The sequence below is a fragment of the Terriglobia bacterium genome (genome assembly GCA_020072845.1).
Lineage (GTDB): Bacteria > Acidobacteriota > Terriglobia > Terriglobales > Acidobacteriaceae > JAIQGF01.
The window spans coordinates 18,295-32,098 of record JAIQGF010000001.1; the positions used below are offsets into that span (position 1 = coordinate 18,295).

Here is a 13,804-nt window from a genome sequence, read left to right on the forward strand (position 1 = left end):
AGAAGCTAAGAGCTAATAGCTGTTTATGAAATTTGAGCTCATCACCATCTTCCCGGATTTTTTTCGTGGGCCGCTCGAGTATGGCATCGTGCGGCGGGCGCGGGAGTCTGGCCTGGTGGAGATCAACATCCACGACCTGCGCTCGTTCACCAAAGACAAGCACCGCACCGTGGATGATCGTCCTTTTGGCGGCGGCGAGGGCATGGTGCTGAAGCCGGAGCCGATCTTCGATTGCCTGGATTTCCTGCGCGTCGCGCCCCGCCAGGAGAGGATTTCGCGCCGGGTCAAAGAATCCGTCGTGCTGCTGTCGCCGCAAGGCGAACTGTTCAACCAGCGAATCGCGGCAGAAATGTCCGAACTCGACCGCGTGTTCCTCATCTGCGGCCGCTACGAGGGCGTAGACGAGCGGGTGAGCGAGTTTCTGGCCGATCGCGAAATTTCCGTGGGAGATTTCGTGCTGAGCGGCGGCGAGCTGCCGGCGGCGATCATTGTGGACGCGGTCACGCGCCTGCTTCCCGGGGCGTTGGGCAATGAGGCCTCCGCGCGGACCGAGTCGTTCGGCACGGGCGAGGTAAATCCTCGCCTGCCGGTGGATGCCGAGGGCAAACGCATTCCGGATTCGACGATCAGCGCCGGCGGGCTGCTCGATTATCCCCACTACACGCGCCCGTCGGATTTTCGCGGGATGCTTGTCCCCGAGCCGCTGGCCTCAGGCGACCACGAGGCCATCCGGCGCTGGCGGCGCAAAAGGGCTCTGGAGAAAACCTTGCGCAACCGCCCGGAGTTGCTGGAACGGGTGGAGCTGAGCAAAGAGGATCGCGAAATCGTGGAAGAACTTCGGCAAAGCCGCAGATGAACGCAGATCTACGCAGATCTAACAAAATCTGCGTCCATCAGCGTTAATCTGCGGCGAATCCGCCTGAAGCCTGCAGCCCGCGGCCTGTTCTGCCTAGCGCCCAACCCCAAGTGGCTGTTATATTGAAAGTTCGATTTTACGAAGGAAAAGTGTCATGTCCACCTCACCGATACTGCAGAAGCTGATTGCCAAGGCGCAGCGCACCGACCTGCCGCCATTCCATGCCGGCGACACCGTGCGCGTGCACGTCAAGATCAAGGAAGGCGACAAGGAGCGCTTGCAGGCGTTTGAAGGCGTGGTCATCGCCCGCAGCCGCGGCGCCCAGCCCAGCTTCACCGTCCGCAAGATCAGCTTTGGCCACGGCGTCGAGCGCATCTTCCCCCTCAACTCCAAGGTCATTGACAAGATCGAAGTCCTGCGCTCGGCGCGCGTCCGCCGCGCCAAGCTGTACTTTCTCCGTGCCCGCCGCGGCAAGGCTGCCCGCCTGCGCGAAGCGGAATAGGTTTCAGGCATTAGGCTTTGGGCGTTAGGCTTTCGGCGTTAAGTCTCGGGTTCGCCAACTGCGATAAGATGAACCCCAACGCCCAAGGCCTAACGCCTAAAGCCTTTTCTGTGCCCCGTTTGCTCAAACCCGTGGATGAGATTTCGCCCTCCGCGGCGAAAATGCGCCTGCTCAAACGGCTGAAGTGCACTCTGAAGTTCGAGAAGCAGGCTTGGGCTGCCGGCGCGACGCTGGTAGCGGGCGTGGACGAGGTCGGGCGCGGCGCATTCTTCGGGCCCGTGGTTGCCGGTGCGGTGATTCTCGATCCCCACTACCGCATCCGCGGCCTGCGCGATTCCAAGCTCCTGCCTGCGCCCCGCCGCGAAATCCTGGCGCAGCGGATCAAGGACCATTGCATCGCCTGGGCGGTGGCAGCGGTGGACGCCGCGCGCATCGACCAGATCAACATCTACCACGCCTCGCTGCTGGCCATGGTGGAGGCCGTCACGCAACTGCAACCGCCGCCCGACCACCTGCTGCTCGACGCGGTGCGCGTCGAGTACCAGTGCCCGCAGACCAAGATCATTCACGGCGACGCCCTGTCGGCCTCGATCGCCGCCGCCTCCATCGTCGCCAAGGTCTACCGCGACGAACTCGTCAGCCGCTGGGCGCCGGTGTATCCCGCCTACGATCTCGCCTCCAACAAGGGCTATCGCAGCCCCAAGCACATTGCCAGCTTGCGCAAGTTCGGGCCCTCGCCGCTGCATCGCCAGTCATTCGCGCCGGTGTGGATGGCGCAGCATCCGCAGGAAGTCCTGGAATTCATGCTGTCGGAAGATAGCGATTAGCTCTTAGCTCATAGGCCCGAGTTTTGGATGTGGCACACGCGCCCCCGCGTGTGCAAAGCCCTCGTCCGCAGCTTCGTTTTCAATCGACAATCGGCAATCGACAATCGGAAATGCTCTTGCTCCAATTCAACCATACGTTTTGTAGCCCTCGGCCGCCGCTTCCCCCTCGACTGCGGAGCAAAGCGTCTTCTCAGCCGTATCCGACATCTAAGCTGCCGATGTGTAGCGCCTTGTAAGATGCCCGATGCGAGGACCGATGCTGCGACTCTTGTGTGTGACTGCTCATCCTGACGACGAAGCCGGAGGCTTCGGCGGGTCGCTGCTGCTCTATCGCGAGCGCGGCGTCCAGACCTACGTTATCTGCCTCACCCCGGGACAGGCGGCGACACACCGCGGAAATGCCAACTCGGACGAAGAACTTGCGGCGCAGCGGCGGCGGGAGTTTCAAGACGCATGCCGCATCCTCAACCTCACGCGCGGCGAAGTGCTCGGCTACCCCGATGCCGCCCTCGATCGCGCCGATTTCTACCGCGTCGTCGAAGACCTGGTGCTCAGGATTCGCACCATCCGTCCGCAGGTGATCCTCACCTTGGGCCCGGAGGGCGCCATCACCGCCCATCCCGACCATTCCATGGCCGCCCTGTTCGCCACCATGGCGTTTCACTGGGCGGGACGCGCCAATCGCTACGTCGAGCAACTCACCGACGGCGTCAGCCCGCATCGCACCCAGAAGCTGTACTACTCCACCGCGTTGTTCACTCTGCCCGACCGTCAACCGGTCGCGCTGCCGCCGGCCACCGCCACGATTGAAATTGGCGATTACCTGGAAACCAAGATTGCCGCCTTCAAGGCGCACGCCAGCCAGGCGCCGCTGTTTACTCTGTTTGAGAACCACGTGCGCCGGCGCGGCCATCAGGAGCAGTTTCACCTGGCAGCGCGCTCCGTGCCCAGCGTGATGAAACCAGAAACGGATTTATTTGAAGGAGTGGAGGAGTAATTTGTAATTTGTGACTTGCGGTTTGCGATTGGTGATTGGTGATTGGTGACTGCTGATTGCTGATTGTCATTCCGAGCGCAGCGAGGAATCTGCTGTTGTGCTGTTCCCGACCGCCGATAGCCGATCGCCCAATTCCCTCGCAACTCGGAACTTACATCTATTTCCCCACGTGCGCCCGAATCATGTCCCCCAAATAATCCGGCCTTGACGTATCCCGCACCAAATGCGGATAGCGATCGCCGTCGTGATAGTTCACCGCATACGTCCTGTAGTATTCCGAGTTTTCCACCAGCAATTGAATGGGCGCTGCGTTGTTCTTCGCCGCTCTCACCGCGTCGTGCAGCACCTCCGCTGAATATTTGCGCCCGTTCACCGCAACGATTGTCATCCCCGGCATGATTCCCGCCTGGTACGCCGGCATGAAGAAGACGGAATCGCCCACGCGCCCCGCACGGTTGATGAACAGGCCGAGAGAAAAGCGGAAATCGGCGTCCTGCTCGATGGAATCGCGGGTGCGCTGCAGGTCGCTGGGCGTGTCGGTGTACACCAGTTTCCAGCCGCTGCCTTCAAGGCCGGCGAGCGGCGCGTCGGGGCCGACATAGTTGACGCGGTCCAGCAGAAATTTGCGCCAGTCGTTTGGCGCCACCTGGTTGAGCGCGGCAACAACGTCATCCAACGTGTACGGCTTCACCTGCGGCGCAACATTCGTCGGATTGTCGGGCGGGCCGTAGAAGAGCTTGGCGAAATCGTCCATGGTTTTCTTATTGTTCGTTAGGCGGCGAATGGTGGCGTCCACGTCCAACCAGATGAGCGCGCTTTCGTCATAGAAATCCACGCTGCGCCGCCAGCTCGACCACTGCGCCGGCGACTCGTAGAGCAACTGCGCCGCCACCGCGGTATCCTGCAACGGCCGCCACTGCCGGCCCGGGCGGTGCGCGAGTTCCGCCGCCAGCAGCGCGACGTTGTCGCGAACATCGTCTGCCGACCAGATTCCGCAGCGCGCTGCCAGCAACTTGCCGAAGTACTGCGTCAGGCCCTCGTACACCCAGAGCAGCTCGCCCTTCATCGGCTGTTCGAAGTCGGGCGTCGCCAGCCCCAGCGGACGCCGGTACTTCCCGTTCCACGAGTGCGTGTACTCATGCGGCAGAAGATCTCCGAACGCCACCCGCCGCAGGTTGTCATCAATCAGCGCGCGCTCGGAGGTGCGGCTGTCATTCGACTCGTGGTGCTCGAGCCCGAAGTGCGCCACGTGGTCGCTGAGCGACAGCAGGAAGTGGTAGTCGCGGTAGTGCCGCGCGCCGAACAGCACACCCGCTTCGGCAACCAGGTTGCTCAGTTGGTTCTCAACCTTGGCGCTGATATCAATCGCAGCGGCGCTGTCGGCGGCGACATCCAGCTCGGCCGGCCGCGCTTCGCCCACCGGCGACAGCGGCACGGCGCGGAAAAACTCGCCCATGATGACCGGCGAATCCACCAGCGTGGTCAGCGTGGCGGGCTGAAACAAGACGGTGTCGCCCGCCGCCGTTTCCGATTGCGGCAGCGCCGTCCCAAATTTCCATCCGGCGGGAAGTTGCAGCGATGCCTGGTAGGTGAGCTGGTCGGTAGTGAATCCGGCAGGATAAAGCAGAAGCTGGTTCCAACTGATGACCGTGAGCTTGTCGGTGGCGCTGGCGCCGGCGGAAAAGCCGCTCTCGCCGGAAACCGGCGAGGTGTAATCCATCGCGATCTCGAGTTGGTTCACGCCTGGTGGGACCGTGAGATGGTAGGTGAACATGTCCACGTCATCGCGCCGCCACGGAATCGTCTGCCCTGCGGCGCTGAATTTCACGCCCACGTTGTCCACCACCGGCCCGCTGGGCATGTGCTCGCCCGGAATCCACTTCGGATAGTGCAGCGTCAGCGGGCCGGGCGTCACCGGCATCGTCAGTCGCGCATGAAAAAGCTTCTGGGCCGCCTGGCTGGCATCCACCGCCAGCATGATGGTGCCCGGCGGCTTCGCGGAAGCAGGCGCAGGGCGGCGCTGCGCCTCGGCGGCGAGGCTAAGTGGAAAAATTGCGAGGAGTACGAGGGCAGCAAGCTGAAGACGAGCAACGTTCATTTCACTCCGCATTTGCTGATGCGAGTTACCAGCGACGTTCATTTCACTCCGGAGTTACAGCCCGCGAAGCGGGCGGAATTCGTAAGCCCACCGCGGAAGCGGTGGGGAGGCGTGGAATAAAATTCCCGAGCGCCAGCGGCGCGGCACCGCGCAAAAGTGTAGCAGCACGGGTGTTATCATGTCGCCCGTGAGCCCCGGAAAACCAGGCCGGTTCATCACCTTCGAAGGACTCGACGGCTGCGGCAAGAGCACACAGTCGCAGCGCCTGGCCGAAGTCCTGCGCCAGGAAGGAATCGAGGTGGTGGTGACGCGCGAACCCGGCGGCACGCCCGTCGGCGAGCGCATCCGCAGCATCGTCCTTGATTCCGCCACCGCCGGACTGGTCCCGACGGCGGAGCTTGCCCTGCTGTTTGCCTCGCGCGCGCAACAGGTGCACGAGATCATTCTCCCTGCGCTTGCAGCCGGTAAATGGGTGCTCTGCGACCGCTTCACCGACTCTTCCGAAGCCTACCAGGGTGGCGGCCGCGAGCTGGGCAGCGAGACTGTGCTCACCATGCATCGCCTCACCTGCGGCAATGTTTATCCCGATATGACCGTGCTGATGGACTCCGACCCGGCAGCCAGCGTGGCGCGCGCGCGGCGCCGCAACCTGTCCCGAGTCGCGACCGCGCAGGGCGGCGAGGCCGACGAGAATCGTTTCGAGCAGGAAAACCAGGCGTTCTTTACCCGTGTGCACGACGCCTATCTCGCCATCGCCCGGCGCGAACCGCACCGCGTGCTCATGCTCGACGCGCGCCGCCAGCCTGACATCGTGCACCGCGAGATCGTGGACGCCGTGCGCACACGATTCCTGGGCGCAGCCAAAACGGCGTAATCTACCCGGCAACTTTCTTGGGTCTGCCCCCGAGCCGGCCATTTTCGCGTGACGCCGAAATCTTCGATGCGCTCCGGGACTTCCCGCCGGCTGCTCCCAGTCTGGACGCCATCCAGCGCTTCGAGCCAAACAGTCCCTCGATGAGCGCAGGAAGGTACAGGTCGGCATCAAGTTTGGGAAAGTGAATGCCGAAGCCCGAGGGCGTGATTTCGATCTTCCCCAATTGAGAAGGCCGCGCGCGCTCCAGCCCCTGGGCACGTCGAGGAGGAAACGCCAACTCCACTCCCGAATCGAGGCAGATGACCACGCGATCCAGCCGCCGGTCGTAATGCGCATCCACCGCCGCAGGGAATCTCGCACGCCGGTTCCTCGCTCTCTGCTTCGCCAGTTCGAATTCGTCACGCAGCGCCATGAATTCTCCCCCATTCACTGCATAGATGCGCCAGATGCTGCAGCAGCACGCGTTTGACGCGGCTCGTATCGGTTCGCGAAAAGCCGTAGTTCTCGCGCAGCACAATCGGTCCCGTGGGACAGTTCAGTTTGAAGACCGCCTCATGCCCGCACCCGATAACATGGACGTGGGCTGGGCGATGATCATTGGGATAGATCACCACCCGGAATGTGCCGAACCGCAGGACCGTCGGCATGCCTCCATCCTATCACATAATCCCAATCGCTTAGGTTATTTACTATTGAGGCGCCGTATTCTTCATGCTTCATTCTTCATGCTTCATTCTTCATTCTTCAATCTTTATTCTTCATTCCTCTGTGTCTCCGTGTCTCTGTGTTAGTTTGTCCTCAATGGGATTTGCGCAGTTTCACGGCAATCGCGACGTCGTTGACCGCCTCCGCGGCATGCTGGCGCGCGACCGCTTCCCCCACGCCGTCATCCTGGCCGGGGCCGAGGGCGCCGGCAAATACACGCTGGCGCAGATGCTTGCCAAAGCGATGAACTGCCTCGCGCCGCCGCCCGGCGAGCTTCCGGATTTCTGCGGCAAGTGCAAGAACTGTGTGCGCATCGCCGAGGCCGACGACCTGGAAGCGCGCTGCTCCGCCGCCGTCGAAGCGCGCGAGGGCCTGCGCGAAACCGACAAGAAGGACACGCGCATTTTCGTCCAGACGCACCCCGATGTCCTCATCATCCCGCCCGACCCGCCGCAAATGATGATCAAAGTGGACCAGGTCCGGCACGTCATCCAGACCATCTACTTTCTCCCCGGCGAGGGACGCCGCCGCGTCTACATCTTCACCAGCGCGGCCTTCATGAAGGAGGCGGCCAATTCGCTGCTGAAAGTGCTGGAGGAACCTCCCGAATTCGCCACGCTGTTGCTGCTGGCGGAAAATCCCGGGCAACTGCTGCCCACCATCCGCTCGCGCTGCGTCACCTTTCAACTGTGCGCGCTGGCCGCCGGCGAAATCGAGGGTGACCTGGCGCGCCTGCATCCGGAATGGAAACCGGCGCAGCGGGCGCTGGTCGCCAGGCTCTCGGAGGGCGCCGTCGGACGCGCGCGCTCCTTCGATCTTGCCGCCTACACTGCAGCCCGCCAGGATGCCTTGCTGCTGCTCAACACCGCCCTCCATGCCGACGACCACAGCGCCCTGTTTCGCGCCACCGAGACCTATCGCGCCGGCGCCGAGGGCCGCGACAAAACCGATCAGCTTCTCCGGACCCTGTATTCGCTGCTCGAAGACCTGATGTACCTGAAGTCCGCAACCCCGGAGTTGGTGCGCAACAGCGACATCGCCCCGGAACTGAGCCGGCTGGCCGCCTCGCTGGATTTCGCCTGGATTGCCTTGGCGGCCCAGCGCGTCGGCGAAGTCGAAAGCGGCATGCGCCGCAACCTGCTGCGCTCTGTCTCGCTCGACGCCATGGTCGCGTCTCTGGAAAAATAGCAGTTGACTGCCTGCGGCCTGCAGCCTGGCGACTGGCGACTCAGGATTGTCATGACCTACGCCCTGTGATACGGTATGCCCAAGTCCACACCTGTTAATAACGTCATTACTAAGGGCGTCACTGTAATCATTGGTGTGTGGCGTTCCGCCGGGATAGCCGCGTCGGAGAATTCCGGCCCGGGCAGCGTGCGCTGCTTCGGCCGCACGGGGAGCCGCCAATCATATGAAGGAAACTGATTCCACCGCTGTGGGAAGGGCGCCCGAGCCCGCCGAGGGGTTTGCCAACCGCAAGCTGATCCGCCCCACGCTGAACCGCAGCGAGACCCGCGCCGACGGCGAACGCCGCGAGCGGCCCGAGCGCGCCGCCTCCGCCAAGAAGGTCCCTCCCGCGGAACAGACGCACGCCGAGAATTTTTACTACCAGAAGCAGATGCAGGCCAAAACACCCATGGTCATCGTGCTCCAGGACGGCGATTCCATGGAAGGCGTCATCGAGTGGTACGACAAGAGCTGCATCAAGATCAACCGTACCGGCCAGCCCAACGTCCTCATCTACAAAGCCGCCATCAAGTACATGTTCAAGGCCAGCGAAGAGCGGCGGTAGGTCTCAAAGCGTCGACCCGGTTTTACATCCCGGGATACTTGCCCAGAAAGATCAGCACAAAATCAATCGAGTCCTGAACCCCATGCGCGATGATGGGCACCGCCGGGTTGCGCCCCGTCCGCAGGACAGAGTTACCGACGATGCCTCGCACCTGAAGCCTAAAACCTAACGCCTAAAACCCGAAGCCTATTTCTTATTCACCTTCGGCAGCACGATACCCTTCTGCGCCTGGTACTTGCCCTTGCGGTCGGCGTAGCTGATCTCGCACTGCTCGTCGGACTGGAAAAACAGGATCTGGCACAGGCCCTCGTTGGCGTAGATTTTGGCCGGCAGCGGCGTGGTATTGGAGATTTCCAGCGTCACGAAGCCTTCCCATTCGGGCTCGAACGGGGTGACGTTGACGATGATTCCGCAGCGCGCGTAGGTGGACTTGCCGACGCAGACGGACAGCACGTCGCGCGGAATCTTGAAGTACTCCACCGAGCGGGCCAGCGCAAACGAATTGGGCGGAATGATGGCGCACTCCGACTGCATGGCGACAAACGAGCGCTCGTCGAAGTCTTTGGGATCGACCACGGTGGCGTTGATGTTGGTGAAGATCTTGAACTCGTCGGCGACGCGCAGGTCGTAGCCGTAGCTCGACAGGCCATAGGAAATGACGCCGGTCCCAACCTGCTTCTCGGAGAACGGGTTGATCATGTCGTGTTCCTGCGCCATGCGGCGGATCCAGCGATCGCTTTTGATAGACATGGTTCTCCTGGTTGCGAGTCGCGCGTCGCGAGTTGCGAGAGCGGCACCGGCCGAGGGCAATGTATTCACAGTCATGGCAAACACAATATCGGAAGTGCTCGGGACTCGGGACTCGGGACTTGGTTCTGACAAGATTCGCAAGAATCACCGTGCACGGCAAGTCCGGCTTCCGACTCATGGTGTGAAGAATCTGTGGAATACCAAGAATCTTGTGGAGAAACGATGTCCAGAACTGAGCAGCGACTAGCGAGCACTGAGGCGCGCCGCGCACGATCCTGCCCGGTACTCGGTGCCAGGTACTCGGTACTGGTTGACTTTCAGCGCTTGTGTCTTTAGCATCAACACTTTGCAGTACTTTGGGAGCGTTAGGTGATCAAGCTCGATATCATCAACGAAGTGGTCAACAAGACCGGCATCACCAAGACCAAGGCGGAATTGGCGGTGGAAACCGTGTTCGACAGCATGAAGAAAGCGCTGTCGCACGGCGACCGCATTGAACTGCGCGGCTTTGGCGTGTTCAATGTTCGCCCGCGCAAGACCGGCATTGGCCGCAACCCGCGCACCGGCGCCGAGGTCAACATCCCGCCCGGCAAGGCTGTGCGCTTCAAGCCCGGCAAGGAACTGCAGTCGATTGACTAAGCACAACAAGTTTCTAGTTTCTGGTTTCCAGTTTCTAGAGAGACGGAACCCTTGCGCAGCAACAAGATTTTCCGCAACTAGAAACTAGAAACCAGAAACTCGAAACTGATGTCTGACCCGATTCCACCTGTCCCCCCGGCCTACGACCTTCAGCCCATCGAGGTGTTCCTGGTGCCGGAGCGCCCGCGCCGGCGCTACTGGCTGCACGCGCTGCTGCTGCTGGCGACCGTCTTTACCACGCTGGTGGTCGGGGCGCGGCTGCAATTCAACTTCCTTAACAACCTGCCGGCGTTTTCCCTCGACGACAACACGCTGCCGCTGTTTCCGCTGGGCTGGGTGATGGCCGAGCCGTCGCGCCTGCTGCTGGGCGTGCCGTTCGCGGGCACCTTGATGCTGATCCTGCTGGCGCACGAGATGGGGCACTTCATCTACTGCCTGCGTTACGGCGTGAACGCAACCCTGCCGTTCTTCATCCCGGCGCCGACGCTGATCGGAACCTTGGGCGCGTTCATCCGCATCAAGTCGCCGATCCGCTCGCGCGAAGCACTGTTCGACATCGGCATCGCGGGGCCGATTGCCGGATTCGTGGTCGCGCTCATCACCTTGGTCGCTGCCCTGACCCTGTCCAAGCCGTCGCAGCCGGGCGTGCCGGTATCCGACATTGTCTTCGGATACCCGCTGGTCTTTCACTTCGCGCATTGGTTGCTGGGGACCCTGGACATCAGCGGGCCGGGACAGATTCCCCTCGGCGCGGCGTATCTGCACCCGACGGCCATCGCTGCCTGGGTGGGAATGTTCGCCACCGCGCTGAACCTGTTACCCGGCGGTCAACTCGACGGCGGGCACATGGTGTATGCGCTTTCGCCGCGGCTGCACAAGCACGTGTCGCGATTGACGGTCGGAATCCTGCTGCCCATGGGATTTTTCCTTTGGGCGGGATGGCTGGTCTGGGCGCTGCTGCTGACCATCAGCGGCGTGCGTCATCCGCAGGTGCCGCTGTGGCCCGGCCTGCGCGCCAACCGAATATTGCTGGCGCTGCTGGCGCTGGCGATGCTGATCCTGACCTTCGTGCCCGAGCCGTTTAAGGGCGCGGCGCTGCGCTAGGAACAGTCTTCAGTCGTCAGTCTTCAGTCTTCAGCGTTTTCCTGACGACTGAAGACTGAAGCCTGAAGACTTCAAAGAAGCGACAGAGCGTCTACATCCACCACAACGTTCGTGCGCGGGATTTTTTGTGCGACGGCGTGAGCCAGCATGGCTCGCAACAATCCATTGAGCTTGGCGCGGCTGGAAGATTTCAACACGAAATGGTAGCGGTATTCCGTCTTGAGTCGTGACAACGGCGCGGCCGCGGGTCCGAGCGCGCGGATTCCCTCGTGCGGCGTCTTCTCCAGCCAATTTCCCAGCGTGCCCGCCCACTTGAGCGCGTCGTCGAGGCGGTTGCTGCGCACCAGCACGTTGGCGAGTGCGCTGAACGGCGGATAGCGCATCCAGTTGCGGTAGCGGAGTTCCTTTTCGTAGAACGACCGGAAGTCGTGCTGGGCGGCGTACTGCACCGCGTAGTGCTCGGGAAAGTAGGTTTGCAGGATGACGGTGCCCGGAGTGCTGCCGCGTCCGGCGCGTCCCGCCACCTGCGCAAGGAGCTGAAAGGTGCGCTCGGCGGAGCGGAAGTCGGGAAACATGAGCGCGAGGTCGGCGCCGACCACGCCCACCAGCGTGACCCCATGAATATCGTGGCCCTTGGCGATCATCTGTGTTCCGACAACCATGTCCAGCTCGCCGGCATGCAGGGCGGAGAGAACGCGCTCGAAATCGTCGCGGCCGTGGACGGTGTCGCGGTCGAGACGAGCGATGCGCGCCTGCGGGAACATGCCGTGGAGCTGTTCTTCCAGCTTCTCCGATCCGGAGCCGAGGAACTGCACGTACTCGCTGGCGCACTTGGGACAGGTCTGCGGCACCGGGCGCGTATAGCCGCAATAGTGGCACTCGAGCACGCGGCGGCGCTTGTGGTGCGTCATCGAGATGGCGCAGTTCTTGCACTGCACCGTGTCGCCGCAGGTGCGACAGAGAACGAATGCCGAATAGCCGCGGCGGTTGAGCAGCAGCATGATTTGTTCGTTGCGCGCCAGACGTTCGCCGATATCGGCGGCGAGCTTGCGGGAGATGAGCTGTTCGTTGGTCATGCCGGTTGCGCGGAACTCTTCGCGCATGTCGAGGATTTCGACTTCGGGCAGCGGGCGGCGCTCGACACGATCCGGCAGCTCGACCAGCGAGTACTTGCCCGTGCGCGCGTTGTGGTAGGACTCCAGCGACGGCGTCGCGGAGCCTAGCACGACCGCCGCGCCCGCCGTCTTCATCTTTGCGCGCATGATGGCCACGTCGCGGGCATGGTAGCGCGGGGTTTCCTCCTGCTTGTAGGAGGTGTCGTGCTCCTCATCCACCACGATGAGCGCGAGATCGCTGACCGGCGCAAAAACGGCCGAGCGCGTGCCGACCACCATGCGCGCCTCGCTACGCCGGATGCGATGCCACTGCTCGGCGCGCTCGGCGTCCGAGAGGCCGGAGTGCAGAATGGCGACTTCTTCTCCGAACACCTGGTGGAGGTGCGCGGCAGCAGCGGGCGTGAGACCGATCTCGGGAACCAGCATGATGGCGGAGCGGCCGGAACGCAGCACTTCCTGCATGGCGGCGAGATACACCGCCGTCTTACCCGACCCGGTGATGCCGTGCAGGAGCGTGACGGAAAATTTCCTGGCGGCGACGGCGGTGTTGATCTGCTCGAGCGCGGTTTTCTGTTTTTGGCTGAAGATGAAATCGAGACCACGCGTCTTCAGCGACGAGATGCGAAATTCGGCGGGCTGGTTTTCGACCATAACGAGGCCGCGCTTGATGAGCGTCGCCAGCGTGGTGCGCGGAATCGGAAGTCGGTTGAGTTGTTCGATGGCGATGCGTCCGCCGGATTTTTTCAACGCGTCCAGCAACGCGTTTTGGTTCGCATTGAGCGCGCGACCTTTGGCGGCCTCGGCGCAGCGCGGTTCCACGGATTCATTCAGTACAGCGATGCGGATGGTGCGGGTGGCGTCACGCACGGCGGAAAGATCAACGCGTTCGATCCACTTCTTACGCACCAGCGAATTCAGAGTTTCCCGCGTTGCGCGGGTGGCGGAGCGCAGGGATTCTTCGCGGACAATGTCGCGGTCGAGGAGGTGGTTGAGGACGGCGATCTCCTGGGCTTGGTCCTCGGCGGATTTCGGGGAACGCAATGACGAGCCGAGGGTCGCCGACTGGTGCAGCGCTTCCATGCCGCGGTCGGTGAGGCGATAGCCGCGCGCGCGACGAAATTCGGCGCCGAGGGGCAGCATGGTGCGAAAGACTTCGCCGAGCGGGGCAACATAGTAGTCGGCGATCCATTGCCCGAGTTTCATCAGTTCTGGATCGAGCACCGGCGAAGCGTCGAGGACCGTGAGGACGTTCTTCGCTGCCATCCTCGGCGGCGTGTCGTGCAGCGCGACCACGATCCCGGGCAGGCGCTGCTCGCGGAACGGGACGATAACGCGCCCGCCAATCACCGGCATGGCGCCGTTGAGGCGGTAGGTGAAGTTCGCCTCCAGCGGCACGGGCAGCGCGACGTCGCAATACTCAGCCATAAGTTGGATTGAGTTTAGCGGAAGAAAACGAGTTAACCACGGATTTGCGCGGATTCTCACGGATAAACCAAGCAGGAAAACCGCCTGTTCTGATCCGTGGAACTCGGTGGTAATCCGTGG

14 protein-coding genes are annotated in these 13,804 nt (G+C 62.4%); 9 read left to right on the forward strand and 5 right to left on the reverse strand.

From position 1 onward, the window contains the following. The first annotated feature begins 25 nt into the window (after positions 1-25). From trmD to LAN70_00135, 4 genes are all read left to right on the forward strand, one after another. Positions 26-856, forward strand: coding sequence for a tRNA (guanosine(37)-N1)-methyltransferase TrmD (trmD, locus tag LAN70_00120; GenBank protein MBZ5509551.1), 831 nt, complete (start codon positions 26-28; stop codon positions 854-856). 172 nt (positions 857-1,028) lie between these two features. After that, on the forward strand, positions 1,029-1,358 hold the full coding sequence (gene rplS, locus LAN70_00125) for a 50S ribosomal protein L19 (GenBank protein ID MBZ5509552.1): 330 nt from the start codon (positions 1,029-1,031) through the stop codon (positions 1,356-1,358). Between the two features lie 68 nt (positions 1,359-1,426). Beyond that, positions 1,427-2,185 (forward strand): ribonuclease HII, encoded by a 759-nt coding sequence (locus LAN70_00130; protein MBZ5509553.1) that lies wholly within the window; start codon positions 1,427-1,429, stop codon positions 2,183-2,185. A gap of 256 nt (positions 2,186-2,441) precedes the next feature. Next, complete coding sequence (locus tag LAN70_00135) at positions 2,442-3,182, forward strand: PIG-L family deacetylase (GenBank protein ID MBZ5509554.1); 741 nt, start codon at positions 2,442-2,444, stop codon at positions 3,180-3,182. 157 nt (positions 3,183-3,339) lie between these two features. Here LAN70_00135 and LAN70_00140 read toward each other — a convergent pair whose 3' ends face one another. Continuing rightward, the gene (locus tag LAN70_00140) at positions 3,340-5,280 is read right to left on the reverse strand and encodes a M61 family peptidase (GenBank protein MBZ5509555.1); all 1,941 of its coding nucleotides are present in this window, start codon (positions 5,278-5,280) and stop codon (positions 3,340-3,342) included. A gap of 178 nt (positions 5,281-5,458) precedes the next feature. Between LAN70_00140 and tmk the strand changes: the two genes are divergently transcribed. Next, positions 5,459-6,154, forward strand: a complete 696-nt coding sequence (gene tmk / locus LAN70_00145) for a dTMP kinase (protein MBZ5509556.1) — start codon at positions 5,459-5,461, stop codon at positions 6,152-6,154. 1 nt (position 6,155) lies between these two features. Here tmk and LAN70_00150 read toward each other — a convergent pair whose 3' ends face one another. Both LAN70_00150 and LAN70_00155 read right to left on the reverse strand, forming a co-directional pair. After that, complete coding sequence (locus LAN70_00150) at positions 6,156-6,566, reverse strand: DUF2442 domain-containing protein (protein ID MBZ5509557.1); 411 nt, start codon at positions 6,564-6,566, stop codon at positions 6,156-6,158. Beyond that, the gene (locus LAN70_00155) at positions 6,553-6,801 is read right to left on the reverse strand and encodes a DUF4160 domain-containing protein (protein ID MBZ5509558.1); all 249 of its coding nucleotides are present in this window, start codon (positions 6,799-6,801) and stop codon (positions 6,553-6,555) included. The genes LAN70_00150 and LAN70_00155 overlap by 14 nt, the downstream gene beginning before the upstream one ends. A 154-nt stretch (positions 6,802-6,955) precedes the next feature. Here LAN70_00155 and LAN70_00160 point away from each other — a divergent pair, with 154 nt between their 5' ends. Together LAN70_00160 and LAN70_00165 are read left to right on the forward strand one after the other, a co-directional pair. Next, positions 6,956-8,047 carry a DNA polymerase III subunit gene (locus tag LAN70_00160; GenBank protein MBZ5509559.1) on the forward strand — a complete coding sequence of 364 codons (1,092 nt, stop codon included), beginning with the start codon at positions 6,956-6,958 and terminating at the stop codon, positions 8,045-8,047. A 223-nt stretch (positions 8,048-8,270) separates the two neighbouring features. Then, positions 8,271-8,651: an RNA chaperone Hfq gene (locus LAN70_00165; GenBank protein MBZ5509560.1), complete on the forward strand. Its 381-nt coding sequence runs from the start codon at positions 8,271-8,273 to the stop codon at positions 8,649-8,651. A gap of 186 nt (positions 8,652-8,837) precedes the next feature. On the opposite strand, the gene dcd is transcribed toward LAN70_00165, so the two are convergent. Beyond that, complete coding sequence (dcd, locus tag LAN70_00170) at positions 8,838-9,401, reverse strand: dCTP deaminase (protein MBZ5509561.1); 564 nt, start codon at positions 9,399-9,401, stop codon at positions 8,838-8,840. 369 nt (positions 9,402-9,770) lie between these two features. On the opposite strand from dcd, the gene LAN70_00175 reads away from it, so the two are divergent. After that, a complete protein-coding gene (locus tag LAN70_00175) occupies positions 9,771-10,040 on the forward strand; it encodes an integration host factor subunit beta (protein ID MBZ5509562.1) in 270 nt (89 codons plus the stop codon). Positions 10,041-10,148: 108 nt separating this feature from the next. Further along, positions 10,149-11,144 carry a site-2 protease family protein gene (locus tag LAN70_00180; protein ID MBZ5509563.1) on the forward strand — a complete coding sequence of 332 codons (996 nt, stop codon included), beginning with the start codon at positions 10,149-10,151 and terminating at the stop codon, positions 11,142-11,144. Positions 11,145-11,215: 71 nt separating this feature from the next. Here LAN70_00180 and priA read toward each other — a convergent pair whose 3' ends face one another. Beyond that, on the reverse strand, positions 11,216-13,684 hold the full coding sequence (priA, locus tag LAN70_00185; GenBank protein MBZ5509564.1) for a primosomal protein N': 2,469 nt from the start codon (positions 13,682-13,684) through the stop codon (positions 11,216-11,218). Between the last annotated feature and the right edge of the window lie 120 nt (positions 13,685-13,804).

Coding starts and splice junctions, on each gene's coding strand:
- trmD (MBZ5509551.1), top strand. CDS start 26: ATGAAATTTGAGCTCATCACCATCTTCCCGGATTTTTTTCGTGGGCCG.
- LAN70_00130 (MBZ5509553.1), top strand. CDS start 1,427: ATGAACCCCAACGCCCAAGGCCTAACGCCTAAAGCCTTTTCTGTGCCC.
- LAN70_00135 (MBZ5509554.1), top strand. CDS start 2,442: ATGCTGCGACTCTTGTGTGTGACTGCTCATCCTGACGACGAAGCCGGA.
- LAN70_00140 (MBZ5509555.1), bottom strand. CDS start 5,280: ATGAACGTTGCTCGTCTTCAGCTTGCTGCCCTCGTACTCCTCGCAATT.
- tmk (MBZ5509556.1), top strand. CDS start 5,459: ATGTCGCCCGTGAGCCCCGGAAAACCAGGCCGGTTCATCACCTTCGAA.
- LAN70_00150 (MBZ5509557.1), bottom strand. CDS start 6,566: ATGGCGCTGCGTGACGAATTCGAACTGGCGAAGCAGAGAGCGAGGAAC.
- LAN70_00155 (MBZ5509558.1), bottom strand. CDS start 6,801: ATGCCGACGGTCCTGCGGTTCGGCACATTCCGGGTGGTGATCTATCCC.
- LAN70_00160 (MBZ5509559.1), top strand. CDS start 6,956: ATGGGATTTGCGCAGTTTCACGGCAATCGCGACGTCGTTGACCGCCTC.
- LAN70_00165 (MBZ5509560.1), top strand. CDS start 8,271: ATGAAGGAAACTGATTCCACCGCTGTGGGAAGGGCGCCCGAGCCCGCC.
- dcd (MBZ5509561.1), bottom strand. CDS start 9,401: ATGTCTATCAAAAGCGATCGCTGGATCCGCCGCATGGCGCAGGAACAC.
- LAN70_00180 (MBZ5509563.1), top strand. CDS start 10,149: ATGTCTGACCCGATTCCACCTGTCCCCCCGGCCTACGACCTTCAGCCC.
- priA (MBZ5509564.1), bottom strand. CDS start 13,684: ATGGCTGAGTATTGCGACGTCGCGCTGCCCGTGCCGCTGGAGGCGAAC.